Annotated in this window: 15 protein-coding genes and 1 pseudogene; 9 read left to right on the forward strand and 7 right to left on the reverse strand. The window is 41.9% G+C overall.

Annotated elements, in window-relative coordinates:
- Window positions 1–124 precede the first annotated feature (124 nt).
- A pseudogene (locus FTU65_RS11890) lies at window positions 125–748 on the forward strand (methyltransferase); the annotation flags it as partial.
- An 11-nt stretch (window positions 749–759) separates the two neighbouring features.
- Window positions 760–1,185, forward strand: coding sequence for a GNAT family N-acetyltransferase (locus FTU65_RS11895; RefSeq protein ID WP_373686326.1), 426 nt, complete (start codon window positions 760–762; stop codon window positions 1,183–1,185).
- Window positions 1,186–1,265: 80 nt separating this feature from the next.
- Here the strand turns inward: FTU65_RS11895 and FTU65_RS11900 are convergent, their stop codons facing one another.
- The 3 genes from FTU65_RS11900 to FTU65_RS11910 form a co-directional block, all read right to left on the reverse strand.
- Complete coding sequence (locus FTU65_RS11900; protein WP_180011619.1) at window positions 1,266–1,604, reverse strand: hypothetical protein; 339 nt, start codon at window positions 1,602–1,604, stop codon at window positions 1,266–1,268.
- A gap of 184 nt (window positions 1,605–1,788) precedes the next feature.
- Entirely contained in the window at window positions 1,789–3,921 is a 2,133-nt protein-coding gene (locus FTU65_RS11905; RefSeq protein WP_180066822.1) for a 3-hydroxyacyl-CoA dehydrogenase NAD-binding domain-containing protein, read from the reverse strand.
- An 11-nt stretch (window positions 3,922–3,932) separates the two neighbouring features.
- A complete protein-coding gene (locus FTU65_RS11910) occupies window positions 3,933–5,138 on the reverse strand; it encodes an acetyl-CoA C-acetyltransferase (protein ID WP_180066824.1) in 1,206 nt (401 codons plus the stop codon).
- Between the two features lie 38 nt (window positions 5,139–5,176).
- Here FTU65_RS11910 and FTU65_RS16370 point away from each other — a divergent pair, with 38 nt between their 5' ends.
- On the forward strand, window positions 5,177–5,614 hold the full coding sequence (locus tag FTU65_RS16370; protein WP_257222995.1) for a hypothetical protein: 438 nt from the start codon (window positions 5,177–5,179) through the stop codon (window positions 5,612–5,614).
- A 49-nt stretch (window positions 5,615–5,663) separates the two neighbouring features.
- Here FTU65_RS16370 and FTU65_RS11920 read toward each other — a convergent pair whose 3' ends face one another.
- The gene (locus FTU65_RS11920; RefSeq protein ID WP_078190094.1) at window positions 5,664–6,674 is read right to left on the reverse strand and encodes an AraC family transcriptional regulator; all 1,011 of its coding nucleotides are present in this window, start codon (window positions 6,672–6,674) and stop codon (window positions 5,664–5,666) included.
- A gap of 210 nt (window positions 6,675–6,884) precedes the next feature.
- Between FTU65_RS11920 and FTU65_RS11925 the strand changes: the two genes are divergently transcribed.
- The 5 genes from FTU65_RS11925 (at window position 6,885) to FTU65_RS11945 (ending at window position 14,424) form a co-directional block, all read left to right on the forward strand.
- Complete coding sequence (locus FTU65_RS11925) at window positions 6,885–8,006, forward strand: CaiB/BaiF CoA-transferase family protein (RefSeq protein WP_111885009.1); 1,122 nt, start codon at window positions 6,885–6,887, stop codon at window positions 8,004–8,006.
- Window positions 8,007–8,222: 216 nt separating this feature from the next.
- Window positions 8,223–9,461 carry a carbohydrate porin gene (locus FTU65_RS11930; protein WP_257222677.1) on the forward strand — a complete coding sequence of 413 codons (1,239 nt, stop codon included), beginning with the start codon at window positions 8,223–8,225 and terminating at the stop codon, window positions 9,459–9,461.
- Between the two features lie 170 nt (window positions 9,462–9,631).
- Window positions 9,632–12,037: a glucose/quinate/shikimate family membrane-bound PQQ-dependent dehydrogenase gene (locus FTU65_RS11935; protein ID WP_180066825.1), complete on the forward strand. Its 2,406-nt coding sequence runs from the start codon at window positions 9,632–9,634 to the stop codon at window positions 12,035–12,037.
- A 265-nt stretch (window positions 12,038–12,302) separates the two neighbouring features.
- The gene (locus tag FTU65_RS11940; protein ID WP_180066827.1) at window positions 12,303–13,946 is read left to right on the forward strand and encodes a nitrite/sulfite reductase; all 1,644 of its coding nucleotides are present in this window, start codon (window positions 12,303–12,305) and stop codon (window positions 13,944–13,946) included.
- Window positions 13,939–14,424 carry a DUF934 domain-containing protein gene (locus tag FTU65_RS11945; protein WP_168379542.1) on the forward strand — a complete coding sequence of 162 codons (486 nt, stop codon included), beginning with the start codon at window positions 13,939–13,941 and terminating at the stop codon, window positions 14,422–14,424. Before FTU65_RS11940 ends, FTU65_RS11945 begins: the two co-directional genes overlap by 8 nt.
- A 69-nt stretch (window positions 14,425–14,493) precedes the next feature.
- Here the strand turns inward: FTU65_RS11945 and FTU65_RS11950 are convergent, their stop codons facing one another.
- From FTU65_RS11950 to FTU65_RS11960, 3 genes are all read right to left on the reverse strand, one after another.
- Window positions 14,494–14,943, reverse strand: coding sequence for a VOC family protein (locus tag FTU65_RS11950; RefSeq protein WP_180063849.1), 450 nt, complete (start codon window positions 14,941–14,943; stop codon window positions 14,494–14,496).
- A gap of 207 nt (window positions 14,944–15,150) precedes the next feature.
- Window positions 15,151–16,326 (reverse strand): thiolase family protein, encoded by a 1,176-nt coding sequence (locus FTU65_RS11955; RefSeq protein WP_180065368.1) that lies wholly within the window; start codon window positions 16,324–16,326, stop codon window positions 15,151–15,153.
- A gap of 108 nt (window positions 16,327–16,434) precedes the next feature.
- Window positions 16,435–16,956 (reverse strand): GspH/FimT family pseudopilin, encoded by a 522-nt coding sequence (locus tag FTU65_RS11960; RefSeq protein WP_180022841.1) that lies wholly within the window; start codon window positions 16,954–16,956, stop codon window positions 16,435–16,437.
- Between the two features lie 378 nt (window positions 16,957–17,334).
- Here FTU65_RS11960 and omp38 point away from each other — a divergent pair, with 378 nt between their 5' ends.
- Complete coding sequence (omp38, locus tag FTU65_RS11965; protein WP_180009167.1) at window positions 17,335–18,384, forward strand: outer membrane protein Omp38; 1,050 nt, start codon at window positions 17,335–17,337, stop codon at window positions 18,382–18,384.
- Window positions 18,385–18,685 lie beyond the last annotated feature (301 nt).

Consider the following 18,685-nt stretch of genomic DNA (forward strand, 5'->3'; position numbering starts at 1 on the left):
TCCAGATTTAAATCCAATAGAAAATATGTGGTCACGAGTCAAGGCGATTCGAACTAAGTTTAGAGTTAAAGATATTGATAAATTATTTAAAGATTACTGTAATGATTTATTTGGTATTTAGCTATATCTGACTTTTGCATTATATGATTATTTAGCAAAACACCAGCAAGTGCCTAAAGTGACAGGGGTTGAGCTAAATCCGAAAATGGTGGAATTTTGCCAAAGCGTTGCGCAGCAGTCGAATTTCAGCCAACTTGATTTTTTCCAAGGCGATGTTCGTACCTATGCGCCTGAGCGCTTAGATGTCATGATTGCACTGCACGCTTGTGATGTAGCAACGGACTTTGCGATTCATACCGGCATTCGATTAAATGCGCAAATGATCATGTGTGCGCCGTGTTGTCATAAAGAATTGCGTCCGCAATTGAAAGCGCCGCAAGTACTTGCACCGATGTTGCAATTTGGCATTCATGCGGGCCAGCAAGCAGAGATGCTTACTGACACGATTCGTGCACTTTTATTGAAAGCATATGGTTATGAAACCAAAGTCTTTGAATTTGTGGCACTTGAGCATACCAGTAAAAATAAAATGATCTTGGCAACCAAACGTGCAGACTATGTCGAGCCTGATCAAGCGGTATTGGCGCAGATCCAAGCTTTAAAAGACATGTATGGCATTCAAAAGCATTCCTTGGAATTATTGTTAAATGATCAATGGGACCAGCAAGATATTGGCTGTAAATGCTAAAGGATGAAGGGATGCAGCAGTTAAATATTCAATTCGGTCCGTGGGAGCAACTGGCATCTGCAGCTCGGCCGATACGTGAACAGGTCTTTATTTTAGAACAGCAGATATCGCCCGAAGATGAATGGGATGCAGAAGATGAGATTTCACTGCATTTTATTGTTCATGATGGGATAAAAGCTGTTGCAACTGCTCGTTTGTTGAAAAATAACAGTATAGGCCGTGTTGCTGTTTTAAAGGCCTATCGCGGTCAGGGTGTCGGTAAATTCTTGATGCAAGCCATCATCGAACAAGCGAAATTAGAACAACGTGAATATTTAAAACTATCATCACAAGTGCATGCCATAGCGTTTTATGCCGCGTTGGGTTTTGTTGTTGAAGGTGATGAATATTTAGATTGTGGTATTCAGCATCAAGATATGTATATGGCTTTGGCTTAAATACTTAAAATTCGAAGTTTATAAATAAAAAAACGCTTAATATTTTAAGCGTTTTTTTATTGCATAGATTGGGTCAAAGCTTAGTGGCCATGATCATTCGATGCAGTAGGTTCAGGGCTCATGTCATCCATATGTGCATGTTGTTCTTCAGTCATATGTATATCTGCTGCAGTCGGCGCAGAAGCTTCACGAGCTGCTTGATCAGCTTGCGCCTTTTTCAACGCTTCTTCTGACATCACAGGGGCATTTTTAAATGCATGCTGTTGAGTATTGTCTTTTTTCTGTTGGCTCGGCATATAGTCTGGTTCATTGGTCACAGCAAGCCAGAAAATACCCATGAATAGCGCACCTAAAATACAGAAGATAATCAGTGCTTTCCAGCCCCATGGTGATTTTTCAGGAGAAGTATGATCTGTCATAACAAGCTACTCAATCGGATAAAAAGAAATCAAAAAACTTGTTACTTTATAACATAAAACAGATGAGAGTTCGCGTAAAATCTAGACTTGTTTGCAAACACGCGACTGCGAAGGAAAATCAAAAGGAGCCGAAGCTCCTTTTGATGTGATTGAACAGCAAAATTTGCATGCTCAAAATGAATAATTAAATCTTCTCAGCTTTCGCCACTTTGTCTTTCAGCAATTGCGGTGCTTTGAAGCGTTCGCCATATTTTGCTTCTAGTGTATTGGCACGAAGTAACGCTTTTTCCAAACCATATTGATTTAAAAATTGAAGTGCACCACCTGTCCAAGGGGCAAAACCAATCCCGAAGATTGAACCGATATTGCCATCGACAGTCGATTCCAAAACACCTTCTTCTAGGCAGCGTAAGGTATCGAGTGACTGTACAAACAGGAAGCGGTCAATCATTTCCTGTTCAGAAATAGCATTATCTTTCTGCCATTTGCTTAATCCATCCCAGAGATGCTTTTTACCGCCTTCAGGGTATTCATAAAAGCCTGCGCCGGCAGCTTTACCTTTGCGTCCGAACTCATGAATCATCGTCTGAATTACCTCATCCGCACCTGAGCGAGGCAAGTCTTTGCCTTCGGCTTGCAAGGCTTTACGTGTCTCGGCCGCAACATGCTCAGAGAGTGTTAAAGACACTTCATCTTGAATCGCCAATGGGCCTACAGGCATGCCAGCTTTTAGTGCAGCCATTTCAATGCGGGCAGGGTGTACGCCTTCAGACAGCAGACGTAAACCTTCTTGCACAAAGGTGCCGAAGACACGGCTGGTAAAGAAACCGCGGCTGTCATTGACTACAATTGGCGTTTTACCAATTTGCTGCACATAGTCATAGGCTTTGGCTAAGGTTTCAGCCGACGTGTTTTTACCTTTAATAATTTCGACCAATTGCATTTTGTCGACAGGACTAAAGAAATGTAAGCCAATAAAGCTACTTTGATCTTGAGATGCATTGGCTAAGCCTGAAATTGGTAATGTTGATGTATTGGATGCCATCACACCATTGGCTGCCAAGTAACTTTCTGCTTCTTGTGTCACTTTGGCTTTCAGTTCGACATTTTCAAATACCGTTTCAATGATTAAGTCACAGCCTTGTAGGTCGGCAGCATCTGCAGTGGCATGAATCAGTCCTAAGACTTGATCACGTTTTTCTGCACTTAAACGGCCTTGAGTTACTTTTTTATCCAGCAGTTTTTGGCTAGAGGCTTTGCCTTTTTCAGCAGCTTCTACAGAGATATCTTTAAGTACAACAGCAATGCCTTTTGATGCTGTGGCATAAGCGATGCCTGCACCCATCATGCCTGCGCCTAAAATGCCGACTTTAGTGGCTTGCCATTTCACGACGTCTTTTGGTCGGCTTGCACCTGACTTAATGGCATTGAGACCATGCCAGAAGGTGCCGATCATATTTTTAGAAATTTGACCGGTTGCAAGGTAAGTAAAGTAACGTGATTCAATCGTGAGCGCCGTATCAACATCGACCTGAGCGCCTTCAACAGCAGCCGACATAATGGCTTCAGGCGCAGGGTAACAGCCCTTGGTTTTGTCACGTAGCATAGCAGGGGCAATGGCGAGCATTTGCGCCACAGCTGGAGTTGATGGCGAGCCACCCGGAATTTTATAACCTTTTACATCATAGGGCTGCTGTGATTTTGGGTTGGCTTTGACCCACGTAATGGCTTTGTCCATCAATTCTTCAAGGCTATCTGCAGTGTCTTGAATCAGCCCCAATGATTTGGCTTTTTCGACACCAATTTGTTTGCCTTCCATCAAGAGCGGAAATGCATTTTGCAGACCCAATAAACGTACCATACGAACAATACCGCCACCACCCGGCAGTAAACCTAAGGTTACTTCAGGTAAGCCAAATTTCGCTTTAGCATCATTAAGGGCGATTCGATAATGACAGCCAAGAGCTAACTCCCAGCCACCGCCCAGCGCTGTGCCATTTAAGGCTGCGACAACAGGAATGCCACGGGTTTCGATATAACGCAGTTTGGCTTTCATCTCTTCAATCATATTGAAGAATTCTGTCACATGCTCAGGTGTAGCTTGAATCAGTTCGTCTAAGTCGCCGCCGGCAAAGAAGGTTTTTTTTGCGGAACGAAAAATAATCCCTGCAATATTTTCATCTGCTTGCAGTTTGTCTACCGTTTCAGCCAGTGCCGTGCGGAAATCTGCATTCATGGTGTTGGCAGATTGGTTTGGAGAATCTAAAGTTAAAATGACGATATTGTCGGCATTTTTTTCAAATTGAATTGCGCTCATTTTTATTCTCCTTATACCAACTCAATAATCGTTGCGATGCCCATACCGCCACCCACGCAAAGTGTTGCTAAGCCGCGTTTTTTACCTTGGCGTTCTAGTTCATCCATCAGGGTGCCTAAAATCATGGCGCCTGTTGCACCCAGCGGATGTCCTAATGCAATTGCACCGCCATTCACATTGACTTTGGCAGGGTCCACCTTGAGTTCGGTGATAAAACGCATCACCACAGCTGCAAAAGCTTCATTCACTTCAAACAGATCAATATCATCAATGGTTAGGCCAGCTTTGGCTAAGGCTTTACGTGCAGCAGGTGCAGGGCCAGTCAGCATAATCGTCGGGTCTGCGCCCACCAATGCAGTTGCAAGCACTTTGGCGCGCGGTTTCAGGCCTTGCTCTTTGACCGCTTTTTCAGAGGCAAGCAATACTACGGCAGCACCATCGACGATGCCCGATGAGTTCCCTGCATGGTGTACATGGTTGACTGCGCCGACTTCAGGATATTTTTGCAAGGCGATGGCATCAAAGCCCATTTGCCCCATCATGGCAAAACTTGGATTGAGTTTGCTTAAGCCTTCTGCTGTGGTCGTTGGTTTAATAAATTCATCTTTGGCTAAAACAGTGATGCCTGCTTTGTCTTTAACTGGAACGACAGATTGGTCAAAATAACCATTGGCTTGAGCTGCGGCGGCTTTTTGCTGAGAGTTGGCTGCAAAGGCATCCACATCTGCTCGGCTGTAACCGTCAATGGTGGCAATTAAATCTGCCCCAATGCCTTGCGGAATAAAATCACAGGCCATATTGGTTTCAGGGTCGAGCGCCCAAGGGCCGCCGTCACTGCCCATTGGCACACGAGACATCGACTCTACACCGCCAGCCACCACAAGGTCTTCCCAGCCAGAACGCACTTTTTGCGCTGCCATATTCACAGCTTCTAAACCTGATGCACAAAAACGGTTGATCTGAACACCTGCCACATCATTGTCCCAACCTGCTGCAATGGCTGCGGTTTTGGCAATGTCTGCGCCTTGGTCACCAATTGGAGTTACACAGCCCAGTACAATGTCGTCTACTGCAGCGGTGTCAAATTGATGGCGGTTTTGCAATTCGTTCAATAAACCGGTCAGTAGGCTAATCGGTTTAACGGCATGCAGTGAACCATCTTTTTTACCTTTTCCGCGGGGCGTGCGAATGGCATCAATGATGTAAGCCTCGCTCATAATCCTGTCCCTATGATCTATAAATTTTTATTGGTTTTTTGAGTGTACGGATTAATCAAGCCAGTGCAATGATGAGAACGGGCGAGTCGTTTGATATTTTTGGTCAACGCTTGCTGCTAAATAAGGTCAAAATCAACCTGCATATTGAAAGCGAGGATCGGCTAAGATCAGTTGCTATCGATTTAGTTCAAATTGAAGATCTACTTATGCATAAAAATGTGAAGCGAGTGTTGAAAGGTCTGGCTTGGCTTGTTTTTGCAGGCTGCTTAGGTTTTGTATGCATGATCGGTTTTTATATTTATATGATCTATGGCATTCATCCTTCAGATGAAGGGACGGGCGGTTTAGCCTGTGAGTATGATCGAAATGATCATGTGACCAAGGCAGAAATGTATCGGATACAGGATGGCAAACGCGTGATTACGCCTGTCGATCCATTGCTTTGTCAAAAACAACGCGCAGATTTTCCGAAATAAAAAACCTGATCGAGATCAGGTTTTAGAGAATGCTAGTTTTGAATGATGCTTAGTGATAACCATGTAATTGGCGGTATAGGCCTGGTGTTACACCGGTCCACTTTTTAAATGCACGGTGGAAAGTACTGGTTTCACTAAAGCCGACTTGCTGTGCAACATCTTCAAGCGTTAAGTCTGGATTAAGCAATAAGTGAATTGCAGCATCTCGACGTAAGGCATCTTTCACACCTTGGTAGCTCTTACCTTCAGCGGCTAAACGACGACGAAGTGTTTGTGGCGATAGATACAGCATTGAAGCAACATCGTTCAAGGTTGGCATTTCTTCGCCAATTTGACTCTTCAGCACATCACGGATACGAGACGTTAATGAATTGGTATTTTTAAATTTAACCAATAACTGTGCAGGAGCCGCTTTTAAGAATTCTTCAAGCGTTTCTTCGTTTTGACGAATGGGTAAATCTAAATAATCCGCTGCAAACGTAATCTCAGTTCGTGGGGTATCAAACTGCATTACAGGTGCAAAAAATAAGGCATCATATTCGTCAGCATGTTCAGGACGTTCATAGCCGAAGTGTACGCGTTCTAATGGCAGACGACGTTCAATCAACCAAGAAGCGAGACCATGCCAAATCATCAGCATACTTTCTGTAATGAAATGGTCTGGGTCCATAGATTTTGGAATTTGAGGGACTAAACGTGCTTCATGTTTATCACGTTCTAGTGTTACAGACCATTCATCACCAAACAGTTTGTAGAACTGCGAAGACAATTCAAGTGCATCACCAAGGGTTTTTGCATGAATAATCAATTGGCACATAATGGCAAAAGTACCCAAGCGGCGCGGTTGAATATCAAAACCGACGTGTTCGTCTTGGGTCACCATCCACAACATTTTAATAAAACGTGTGTATTGTTCAGGTGAAATACGGGCTTTGGGTTGGCGTAGAAGTTCAGCCTCAATGCCAACATGAGACAATAAAGTTTCGACATCCATGCCGAGACGTTTCACACCAGTTAAGGCTGCGTTGACGAAATGGATACTGATCGTATCACGACTCATGTTTAATCCTTCAGTCTCTTTAATGTTCACAAATGTTTGACCTAAATGACGCTAAAAAAAGAAATCATGGCAATTTACAACAGCGGTTTTGCCATTTTTACATGGTAAATTGCCGAAACTATCAAGGTAAATGGCTGAACATGACATTGTTTTAATCATTTTATATTTCTACCATGGATAAAAAATCTACACAATTAGAGAAAAATATCCATGGAAGCTGCTTTAAAAGGATTGAAAGTACTCGACTTTTCGACATTACTCCCAGGGCCATTTGCGACCTTGTATTTGGCTGACATGGGTGCGGAAGTTGTGCATATTGAGTCACCGACGCGTCCCGATCTAGTTCGTTTGATGCCACCTTATGCCAATGGGCAAGCCACAGCGCATAGTTATTTAAATCGCAATAAACAATCCATCGCATTAGATTTAAAAGATCCGAAAAGTATTGAATTGATCAAAGCCAAAATTTCAGATTTTGATATCGTGGTAGAACAATTTCGTCCAGGTGTCATGCAACGCTTGGGTTTGGATTATGCAGTTTTGGCCGAAATTAATCCGCGACTTATTTACTGCTCGATTACGGGTTATGGTCAAACTGGGCACTACAAAGACCGTGCAGGGCATGACATCAACTACTTGGCTTTATCGGGTATTTCAGGTCATAGCGGACGCCAAGATAGTGGCCCGCCACCGATGGGGATTCAAATCGCCGATGTGGCAGGCGGATCAATGCATGCGATTACTGGCATCTTAGCTGCGGTGATTGAGCGTTACCGTAGCGGCTTAGGACAATATATTGATATTTCCATGACCGATTGCGCTGTCGCATTGAACAATATGGCTGCAGCTGGCGTATTGGCTGCCAATGCGGTAACCGCGGCAGAGACGGCACATCTGAATGGCGGAAGTTTCTATGACTATTATCGAACCCAAGATGGTCGTTATCTGTCTATAGGTGGTTTGGAGCCACAGTTTTTACATGGATTGGCGCAAATTCTAGATTTACCCGCTTTAGCAACGCAAGGCATGTCATTTGATCCGCAAGACCAGACTGAAATTAAGCATGCAATTGCCCGAAAAATACTAACCAAAACATGGGCTGAGTGGAAAAAGATTTTTGCCTCTCAAGATGTCTGTGTGGAACCAGTTTTAAGTTTGGACGAAGCTCTAAATTCACAATTGGCCCAAGAGCGGCATTGGTGTGTTGAAGTTCCGCTACAAGAAGGCGACACAATGACACAAACTCAACTGGCATGTCCGATTAAATTTTCTAGATCAGCATTGATTTATACCCATGTGGGTAAAACTTTAGGTGCGGATAATTGGTTATGAAAGGTATAAAAAAAGGTGATAAGTTAAACAATAAAACCTTTAAAATCTCTTAATTAGATAAACATCTATGTAAATATTGAGAGTTGTTAACAAAAAAATAAATAAATTATACAAATGTGAGAGTATTATATGAGCTATTAACACAATTGGTATATAGGTCTCCAAATGAAAATAGCTGTGAGTAAACTTGGATCTTTATATCTTAGCCTCGGCATAATGCTTGCGGGTTCAGCAACCCAAGCGGCAACTACTGCAGATGCTTTCAGTTCTGAAAGCCCATGGATGTTCGGTGATTGGAACGGTCAACGAACAGCGCTTCAACAGAAAGGTTACGATTTTAGTTTTAGTTATGGTGGCGAATTAGCCACTTTGTTAGATGCAAAGCATGCTTCTGGTCATGGCACTGAATATGCGGACCAATTCGCGATCGGGGCACATCTCGATTTAGAAAAAATTGCGGGTTGGAAAGATACCGAAGCACAAATCAATATCACTGAACGTAATGGTCGTTCATTGTCTCAAACTTCAGATGCATTAAATGGTCATTTAAGTGCAACACAAGAAGTGTGGGGTCGTGGTCAAACTTGGCGTTTGACTGATTTTTGGATCAAGAAAAAATTCTTAGACCAAAAATTAGATATTAAAGTCGGTCGTTTTGGTGAAGGTGAAGATTTCAACAGCTTTGACTGTGACTTTCAAAACCTAGCACTTTGTGGTTCACAAGTGGGTAACTGGGTTGGTGACCAATGGTACAACTGGCCAGTTAGCCAATGGGCTGCTCGCGTGAAATATAACATTCAGCCTGAACTCTACGCACAAGTCGGGGTTTATGAATACAACCCTGAAAATCTAAAACGTGGTAAAGGTTGGAACTTGAGTACTGATGGTTCTAAAGGTGCGATTATTCCTGCTGAAGTGGTGTGGACTCCAAAAGTGGGGACACAAAAGCTACCGGGTGAATACCGTGCAGGTTACTACTACAGTACCGCTGATGCCGATGTCATTGATAGCCCAGTAAATGAAAAAGATCACCATCAAGGTGGTTGGATTGTGGCGAAACAACAACTGACAGCACACAAAGACGATGCCTCACGTGGCTTAAGCGGTTTTGTAAATGTCACAGTGCATGACTCAGACACCAACAATGTGAGTGATATGCAAAACATTGGCTTGGTCTACAAAGGTGCATTCGATGCACGTCCTCAGGATGAAATTGCGATTGGTTTAGGTCGTATCAGCATTAATGATGATGTGAATGATGCCAATATTGCCAATAACAGCGTTGATGCACGCGGTCTACAAAGTGAAGAGTATGACGCAGAGATTTACTACGGTATTCATGCAGCAAACTGGCTGACTATTCGTCCAAATATTCAATATATCCGTCACGTCGGTGCTTACAAAAATGGTGAGAATGCGTGGGTCGGCGGTATCAAATTTCAAACAGCATTTTAATTGATGTCAAATTAGAGTTCTTATAAAAGCAATTCGGTAATTCTGAGAAAAATTACGATATTTTCCCTTGAATTGTTTTTGTAACAACTTCTCTTTGCGACATAAAAACGGTGGTGTGTTGAATGTGTTTCACGCACCAAATACAACATTCGACAATAGAGGTGGTCAACATGAGCAACCCATCTACTGGAACTGGGATGCGAACATTTACCGTCGTTGTGATGGCAATTTTCGCCTTAGTTCTATTGATTGGTGGTATCTGGCTGGCAGTCCTTGGCGGTTCTTGGTACTACATTATCGCCGGCCTGTTAATGCTGGCTTCAGCAATATACTTAAGAAAAATTCAAAACAGTTCTTTATACATTTATGCAGCGTTGATGCTGGGTACAGTGATTTGGGGACTTTGGGAGGCAGGTTCTGACTTTTGGGCACTTGCACCGCGTTTTGATATTTTAGGCTTATTGGGCCTTTGGTTACTGATTCCTGCCGTGACACGCGGTATGGAAAATGGCAAAACTGCGAAAATTACATTATCAGGCACACTGGTGATTGCGATTATCGTGATGATCTATTCAATTTTTAATGATCCGCAAGAAATTCACGGTGAAATTAAAAATGCACAACCTCAAACAGCCAAAGCGATTGAGGGTATTGCTCCTGAAGATTGGCCTGCCTATGGTCGTACACAAGGTGGTGTACGTTATTCTCCACTCACCCAAATCAATAGCGACAACGTTAAAGATTTAGAAGTAGCGTGGACTTTCCGTACAGGTGAGTTACCAACAGAAAATGACTCAGGTGAAACCACAAACCAAGTCACTCCGATTAAAGTCGGCAATGACATGTTTATGTGTACAACTCACCAACGTTTAATTGCACTTGATCCTGCGACAGGTAAACAAAAATGGGCATTCGATCCTAAGCTTAAAGCGGACAATACCTATCAACATTTAACATGTCGTGGTGTGTCTTATTTTGACGCAGCAAATACCACTCAGTTTGCAAAAAGCTTAGAGAACAAACGCTCGACTTCAACTGAATGTCCGCGCAAAGTGATCTTGCCTGTAAATGATGGTCGTTTGGTTGCAGTCAATGCTGACACAGGTAAAGCATGTAGTGATTTTGGTCATAACGGCGAAGTCGATCTACAAAAAGATATGCCTTATCCGTATCCGGGCGGTTATATCCCAACTTCACCTCCAGTGATTACTGGTACAACTATTGTGATTGGCGGTTCAACTACCGATAACTTCTCGACTAAAGAGCCATCTGGTGTCATCCGTGGTTATGATGTCAATACCGGTGAATTATTGTGGATCTTTGATACAGGGGCGGAAGATCCAAATGCCATGCCAGGCGAAGGTCAAAAATACTCTGTAGCCTCACCGAATGCATGGGCACCTTTAGCATATGACGAAAAACTTGACATCGTTTATGTGCCAACAGGTGTAGGCACACCAGACATTTTTGGTGGTCACCGTACGCCATTAGATGAACGCTATGCAAACTCAATGTTGGCATTAAATGCATCAACAGGTAAATTAATTTGGAATTTCCAAACCACGCATCATGATTTGTGGGATATGGATGTACCATCACAACCTTCATTGGCAGATATCAAAGATAAATCAGGTAATATTGTTCCAGCGATCTATGTCTTAACCAAAACAGGTAATGCATTCGTCCTTGACCGTCGTACCGGTAAAGCGATTGTGCCAATCACCGAAAAAGCAGTTCCACAAACTGTAAAACGTGGTCCACAAACTAAAGGTGAGCATTATTCTGCAACTCAACCGTTCTCTGATTTTGATTTAGCACCAAAAGATAAATTAACTGATAAACAAATGTGGGGTGCCACTATGTTTGACCAGTTGATGTGTCGTGTGTATTTCAAATCATTAAACTACGACGGTATTTATACACCACCATCTGAAAATGGCACATTGGTATTCCCTGGTAACCTTGGAGTATTCGAATGGGGTGGTATGTCGGTGAACCAAGACCGTCAAGTTGCTGTGATGAACCCAATTGGCTTGCCATTTGTCACTAAGTTGATTCCTACAGATCCAAACCGTGAGCAAACTGCGAAAGGTGCGGGTACTGAACAAGGCGTGCAACCGATGTATGGCGTACCTTATGGTGTGGAAATCAAAGCATTCTTGTCACCACTTGGCTTACCTTGTAAACAACCTTCATGGGGCTTTACTGCCGGTGTAGATTTAAATACACATGAAGTGGTCTGGAAAAAACGTATAGGTACAATTCGTGACAGTTTACCGAAATTGTTCCAATTACCTGCTGTGAAAATTGGTGTACCGGGTCTTGGTGGATCAATCTCGACTGCTGGTAATGTCATGTTTGTAGGCGCAACACAAGATAACTATATCCGTGCAATCAATGTAACGAATGGTGATACTTTGTGGGAAGGTCGTCTACCAGCAGGTGGTCAAGCGACTCCAATGACTTATGAAGCAAATGGTAAACAATATGTTGTGATCATGGCTGGTGGTCATGGTTCATTTGGTACAAAACTTGGTGATTACCTTGTTGCGTATGCTTTACCAGATAAAAAATAAGTGATTTTACATCGCTAAATAAAAAGCCCGATTTATCGGGCTTTTTATTGGCTTAAATTCTTTATGTAAATTTATGCTAAGTAATGGAAAAATAATTCAATATATTAATAAATAAAAAGTAAATGACCGAAATCCGCTATATCAGTGAAATTGCGACAGTCTTATCAATAAAATCGCTATTAAATATGTAAAAAACGCATTTTCTTGATAGATAAAATCTCGTTATGCTGTGCATTGTTATAATAGAAATTACTAGCTGTACGCCATGTATTTATATACTGATTTTGACCAGCAACTGGTTAATGAACGTGTTGCACAGTTCCGTGATCAAACGGAACGTTATTTAGCAGGTAAATTGACGGAAGATGAATACCGTCCACTGCGTCTTCAAAACGGCCTTTATGTACAACGTTATGCACCGATGCTACGTATTGCAGTACCTTATGGCCTGATGAATTCTAAACAATTACGTAAAATTGCGTCATTGGCTCAGGACTATGACCGTGGTTATGCGCACGTATCTACTCGTCAAAACATTCAGTTTAACTGGCCTGCACTAGAAAATGTGCCTGACATGTTACAAGAGCTTGCATCTGTTCAAATGCACGCGATTCAAACTTCGGGTAACTGTATTCGTAACACCACAACTGACCAATATGCAGGTGTGGTTGCAGGTGAAATTGCTGACCCACGCCCAACGTGTGAATTGATTCGTCAATGGTCAACTTTCCACCCAGAATTTGCTTTCTTGCCACGTAAGTTCAAGATTGCAGTTTCAGCACTGGAAGAAACTGATCGTGCGGCAACGTCTTTCCATGATATCGGTGTGTATATCGTGAAAAATGAAGCAGGCGAGATTGGCTATAAAATCAAAGTGGGTGGTGGTTTAGGCCGTACTCCAGTGATTGGTAGCTTTATTCGTGACTTCTTGCCACGTGAAGATTTGATTGCTTATTTAGAAGCGGTACTTCGTGTATACAACTTACACGGTCGTCGTGATAACAAATATAAAGCGCGTATCAAAATTTTGGTGAAAGCATTAACACCAGAAATATTTGCAGAGAAAGTGGAAGCTGAATTTGCACATACCATCAAAACGTTAAAAATCGATGCTGATACCTTGGCGAAAATGGATGAGAACTTCACACCATTTGATTACCAAGATTATGCAGATGAAGATTTCACAGAGCAATTTGCCGCAGAGCCGAAATTTAAACAATGGTTCAACATCAACACCAATGCACATAAAGTCAAAGGTTACCGCATCGTTACGATTTCTTTGAAACGTGCGGGTATTGCACCAGGCGATATGACTGTTGAAGAAATGAACCTGATTGCTGACTTGGCTGACAAATATACCTTTGGTGAGTTCCGTACCACACATGAGCAAAACATTGCGCTTGTAGATGTACCGCAAAAAGATTTGTTTGATCTATGGAAAATCCTTGATCAACATAATCTTGCACGTGCGCATATTGGATTCTTAACCGACATCATTTGCTGCCCAGGCGGTGATTTCTGTTCATTGGCAAATGCGAAATCGATTCCAATTTCTGAAGCGATCTCTCGTCGTTTTGATGACTTAGACACCATTTACAATTTGGGTAAATTGGATCTAAACATCTCTGGCTGTATGAATGCGTGTGGTCACCACCATGTCGGTAACATCGGTATTTTAGGTGTAGACAAAAAGGGTGCTGAGTTCTATCAAATCACTTTGGGTGGTAATGCCGACCATGATGCATCGATTGGTGACATCTTAGGCCCATCATTTGCAGCCGAAGTTGTACCAGACATCATTGAAGAAATCTTAAATACTTATCTAGACCTTCGTGCAGAAGGCGAAGAGTTTATTGATACTTACCGCCGTGTTGGCATCCAACCATTTAAGGAGCGTGCATATGCTTAATACAGCACTACAAGTCCTCTCTAAAGATGGCTCGATTGCAGACAATACTTACCAAGTCATTGGTGAAGATGGTGTGTTGCCACAAGGTGACGTGGTTTTAACAGTTGAGCAGTTAGATCAACTTGCGAATGTGTCTGGTAAAAAAGCACTTTTCGTAACGGTGGATGCTTCACCTGAAACCAATGAATTCCCGCTTGACCAGTTAGACGCAATCTTTATCGAGTTTGCAGGCTTTAACGATGGTCGTGGTTATTCATTTGCTGCGTTGTTACGTCGCCAAGGTTTTCAAGGCGAGCTACGTGCAACAGGTGATGTATTCAAAGATGTGTTGAACTACATGAAGCGTTCAGGTTTCGATACTTTTGTAGTGAAAGAAGGTAAAGATATTGCTGAAGCTGCTGCTGGCTTAGGTGATTTTACCAATCCATATCAAGCTTCAACTGCAGTGCCGCAAGCGCATTATCAAACTGGTGCTTAAGTGCCTTGATCAATAAAAAAGCCTCCATTCGGAGGCTTTTTTATTGATCGAAATACTTTTAATGAGTGATTATTCATTTTTAAGCTGGCAATTGACCATCCATTTAATACCGAACTGATCGGTAAATGCGCCATAGAGTGCACCCCAAAAGGTCTTTTCGAGAGGCATTTCTATAGAGCCACTTTTGGACAATGCATCAAACAATCGTTTGGCTTCAGCTTGTTCACTGCTTTCTAAATTAATCGAAATATAGTGATTGCTGCCTAAGGTAAAGGGTTGATTGGATTGCGCACAGAATTGTTCGTTGACATCTGAGGCCATCAGCACGGTAAATTCATTGATCGGTAGGGAAATATGCATAATCTTTTGCTGATCTGCATCGGATAGTGAAATGCCTTCCTCAGCAGGCATATCACCATAACGCATCACATTGAGGAACTCTCCACCAAATACAGAACGATAAAAATTAAAGGCTGCCTCGGTATTGCCTTGAAAATTCAAGTAGTGATTGAGCTGCATGGTGGTCATCCATTTTTATTATGTCGACATTTATTTTAAGAGCCTTGGCTGAGCTGTATGTGAACAATTTATGTCTAAAATGTAAGCATAAAAAATCCCTCTTACAGAGGGATTTTTCAGTCTCCCTCCTTTATTAAAGGAGGGGTTAGGGGAGGATTAAAGAATATTCCCTCTAAATCGCCCTTTGCGAAGGGAGTCTACAGAGCATTAAAGCAATTCAATCGCCACAGCAGTCGCTTCACCGCCACCAATACACAGTGCTGCAATACCGCGTTTACCACCTGTGCGTTTTAATGCATGGATCAGCGTTAATATAATGCGTGAACCTGTAGAACCAACTGGATGTCCAAGCGCACAAGCACCACCATTGATATTTACTTTTTCAGCATCTAATTTAAATTCATCAATAGGGCACATCGTGACCATGGCAAAAGCTTCATTGATTTCCCATAAATCTACGTCGGCAACATTCCAACCCGATTTATCTAGAACTTTTTGAATTGCGCCTACAGGTGCAATGGTAAACTCGGATGGATGTTGTGAATTTGAAGCATAAGCCACAATTTTTGCGAGCGGATTTAAACCTTTTGCTGAAGCTTGATCTGCTGAAGTTAAAACTAAAGCAGACGCACCATCAGAAATAGAACTTGCATTGGCAGCGGTAATCGTTCCATCTTTAGCAAAAGCAGGGCGCAGCGTTGGAATTTTTTCGATATTGGCGTTAAAAGGCTGTTCGTCTTTATCGATAATCACATCGCCTTTACGACTCGAAACAGTGACAGGCACGATTTCGTCAGCAAAATAACCCCCAGTAATTGCAGTTTGTGCACGTTTAAGCGAGCGAATGGCGAAGTCATCCATTTGTTCGCGTGTATAGCCTTTAGTGTTCGCCATGTCTTGTGCAAAAGAACCCATGAGGCGGCCCGTTTCTGCATCTTCTAGGCCATCTAAGAACATATGATCTTTAACGTCACCGTGGCCCATACGGTAGCCAGCTCGTGCTTTGGTCAAAACATAAGGGGCATTGGTCATTGACTCCATACCACCTGCAACCACGACTTGAGCTGATCCTGCCTTGATCATATCCGCCGCTTGCATAACAGCTTTCATACCTGAACCACACAGCTTATTGATGGTTACGGCACCAGTTGAATCTGGAAGACCGGCTTTACGCATCGCTTGACGGGCAGGACCTTGTTTCAGACCAGCCGGAAGTACACAGCCCATAATGACTTCTTCAACATCTGTCGGTTGTATACCCGCGCGTTCGATGGCTGCTTTAATCGTAACTGCGCCTAATTCTGGTGCAGTGACAGCGGCTAAACTCCCTTGAAAACCACCCATTGCTGTACGGGCACCATTCACGATGACGATATCAGTCATTACATGTCTCCATTTTCTTATACATTTTGAATACGTCAGCAGTATAAGTAAAATTGAACAGGAATAAAGCAAATTTAAAAAGCTGTTTTGTACTCGCCGGTTCTCAAATTAGCAACTGGCTGGGTTTTCAAATCGGATATGTCCCATTCGACTTAAGACCGCTCGGATCGGTTGAAGCGTTGATTTCGAACAGTAGTAGAAACTGCCATTTGAACCATTGGGTAAACCTGAGCTGGCCTGAAAGGTTAGACTTGGAATGTGTAGAGTTCCACGCCAAGAGAGATCACCATATTTTAAGTTGAGTTTATCTTGCAGTAATATTTTTTCATTTGCGTCGACTTGACGGTTTTTATTACTGTCAATAAATATGATCAGACCACTGTTCCAGTTGTTAGGTTGGCAAAGTTTAAAGTCAAGACTAGGACAAATCACAATATTGGAGTGATAAATTGTGGCCTGAGCCCGTGCGAAAGCATTGTGATTCTGAATAGTCAATTTGATGTTATTCGCTTCGCGCTGCGCCATTAAATTGTTGAAATGTGGTAAAGCTATCGTCACGATAATGACCATAATCGCAATTGAGACCAAAAGTTCAAATAAAGTAAAGCCGGTTTCTTTGTTGTAAGGCATTGATTTAATCCAAAATTTAATATTATTTTTATATGTCTAATGTAATATGTGTTTTTAATGGCGATATTAATTTTGAGTATAGAATTTTATTACTCAATTTTAGATAAAGCTGTTAAAATGAAAATAGCAAGTGACAATAGGCGATTCACTGCTCAAAATTGAGTAAAAATTTACCGAATTACAACGGAAATTGTAAGTAATTTTGTCAATAATTTACTTGATTAGATTAATCAAGCACTTGGAAAAAGAATAAAGTGTTTGTATGATTCAGCGTGAATAGCTTAAAAAAAAAACTGGGGTATAAGAAAGCCTATCTCAGGATAGCCAATTTTTCGGCTTGAGCTTGAACAACAATTGTTATCTCTGGAGGATAAATCCATGAAAATGAGTCGTATTGCATTAGCAATGCTCGTAGCTGCTCCTTTAGCAGCTGCAAACGCAGGCGTAACTGTTACTCCATTAATGCTTGGTTACACTTTCCAAGATTCTCAACACAACAACAGCCGTGGTAACTTAACTGAAAGTCCTGAGCTACAAGATGACTTGTTTGTTGGTGCAGCACTTGGTGTTGAATTAACTCCATGGTTAGGTTTCGAAGCTGAATATAACCAAGTGAAAGGTGATGTAGACGTTGATTTCGGCGAATACAAACAAACTCAAATCAACGGTAACTTCTATGCTACTTCTGATTTGATCACTAAAAACTATGACAGCAAAGTTAAGCCATATGTATTGTTAGGTGCTGGTCACTACAAATACAAATTTGACGACGTAAATGCTCGTGGTGCTGGCACTGACCGTGGTACTACTGAAGAAGGTACTTTAGGTAATGCAGGTCTTGGTGCTTTCTGGCGCTTAAACGATGCTTTATCTCTACGTACTGAAGCTCGTGCTACTTATAACATTGATGAAGATTTCTGGAACTACACAGCTTTAGCTGGTCTTAACGTAGTTCTTGGCGGTCACTTGAAACCTGCTGCTCCTGTAGTTGAAGTTGCTCCTGTAACTCCTGTTGCTCCTGTTGCTCCAGCTCCTCAAGAGTTGACTGAAGATCTTAACATGGAACTTCGTGTGTTCTTTGATACAAACAAATCAAACATCAAAGATCAATACAAACCTGAAATTGCTAAAGTAGCTGAAAAATTAGGCGAATACCCTAATGCTACAGCTAACATCGAAGGTCACACAGATAACACTGGTCCACGTGCTCTAAACGAACGTTTATCACTAGCCCGTGCTAACTCTGTTAAATCTTCACTTGTTAACGAATACAACGTTGACCCAGCTCGTTTATCTACTCAAGGTTTCGCGTGGGATCAACCGATCGCTGACAACAACACTAAAGAAGGCCGTGCTATGAACCGTCGCGTATTCGCTACGATTTCTGGTAGCCGTACTGTAGTGGCTCAACCTGGTCAAGCTCAATAATTTGAGTTTAACTTCGGTTAGAAAAAAGCGGCTCTTTTGAGTCGCTTTTTTTTATGTCAAAAAATTAAAAAAGAGACTTAAATTTGGCTAAAAGGCACTAACCAAAATGCCTTATTAACTTTTGAATAATCGTAGGATGTAAATGGATACATCTATTCAAAGGCAATAAAGCATGTAAAAATTCAAATTATTTGTATGTTAATTAATCATTTGTTTGCCTAAGAGCTTTAATTGAACATACACAGTTTTTGATTTAGTTTTTTATAATATTAATTAAAAACAAATATTTACATTTATTTTA

It is taken from the genome of Acinetobacter sp. YH12129 (assembly GCF_013418685.1).
GTDB classification, from domain to species: Bacteria; Pseudomonadota; Gammaproteobacteria; order Pseudomonadales; family Moraxellaceae; genus Acinetobacter; species Acinetobacter amyesii.

What these genes read in the sequence shown, in the direction of transcription:
- FTU65_RS11895 (WP_373686326.1), top strand. Translation starts at nt 760, where the DNA reads ATGCAGCAGTTAAATATTCAATTCGGTCCGTGGGAGCAACTGGCATCT.
- FTU65_RS11900 (WP_180011619.1), bottom strand. Translation starts at nt 1,604, where the DNA reads ATGACAGATCATACTTCTCCTGAAAAATCACCATGGGGCTGGAAAGCA.
- FTU65_RS11905 (WP_180066822.1), bottom strand. Translation starts at nt 3,921, where the DNA reads ATGAGCGCAATTCAATTTGAAAAAAATGCCGACAATATCGTCATTTTA.
- FTU65_RS11910 (WP_180066824.1), bottom strand. Translation starts at nt 5,138, where the DNA reads ATGAGCGAGGCTTACATCATTGATGCCATTCGCACGCCCCGCGGAAAA.
- FTU65_RS11920 (WP_078190094.1), bottom strand. Translation starts at nt 6,674, where the DNA reads ATGAGTCGTGATACGATCAGTATCCATTTCGTCAACGCAGCCTTAACT.
- FTU65_RS11925 (WP_111885009.1), top strand. Translation starts at nt 6,885, where the DNA reads ATGGAAGCTGCTTTAAAAGGATTGAAAGTACTCGACTTTTCGACATTA.
- FTU65_RS11930 (WP_257222677.1), top strand. Translation starts at nt 8,223, where the DNA reads ATGCTTGCGGGTTCAGCAACCCAAGCGGCAACTACTGCAGATGCTTTC.
- FTU65_RS11935 (WP_180066825.1), top strand. Translation starts at nt 9,632, where the DNA reads ATGAGCAACCCATCTACTGGAACTGGGATGCGAACATTTACCGTCGTT.
- FTU65_RS11940 (WP_180066827.1), top strand. Translation starts at nt 12,303, where the DNA reads ATGTATTTATATACTGATTTTGACCAGCAACTGGTTAATGAACGTGTT.
- FTU65_RS11945 (WP_168379542.1), top strand. Translation starts at nt 13,939, where the DNA reads ATGCTTAATACAGCACTACAAGTCCTCTCTAAAGATGGCTCGATTGCA.
- FTU65_RS11950 (WP_180063849.1), bottom strand. Translation starts at nt 14,943, where the DNA reads ATGCAGCTCAATCACTACTTGAATTTTCAAGGCAATACCGAGGCAGCC.
- FTU65_RS11955 (WP_180065368.1), bottom strand. Translation starts at nt 16,326, where the DNA reads ATGACTGATATCGTCATCGTGAATGGTGCCCGTACAGCAATGGGTGGT.
- FTU65_RS11960 (WP_180022841.1), bottom strand. Translation starts at nt 16,956, where the DNA reads ATGCCTTACAACAAAGAAACCGGCTTTACTTTATTTGAACTTTTGGTC.
- omp38 (WP_180009167.1), top strand. Translation starts at nt 17,335, where the DNA reads ATGAAAATGAGTCGTATTGCATTAGCAATGCTCGTAGCTGCTCCTTTA.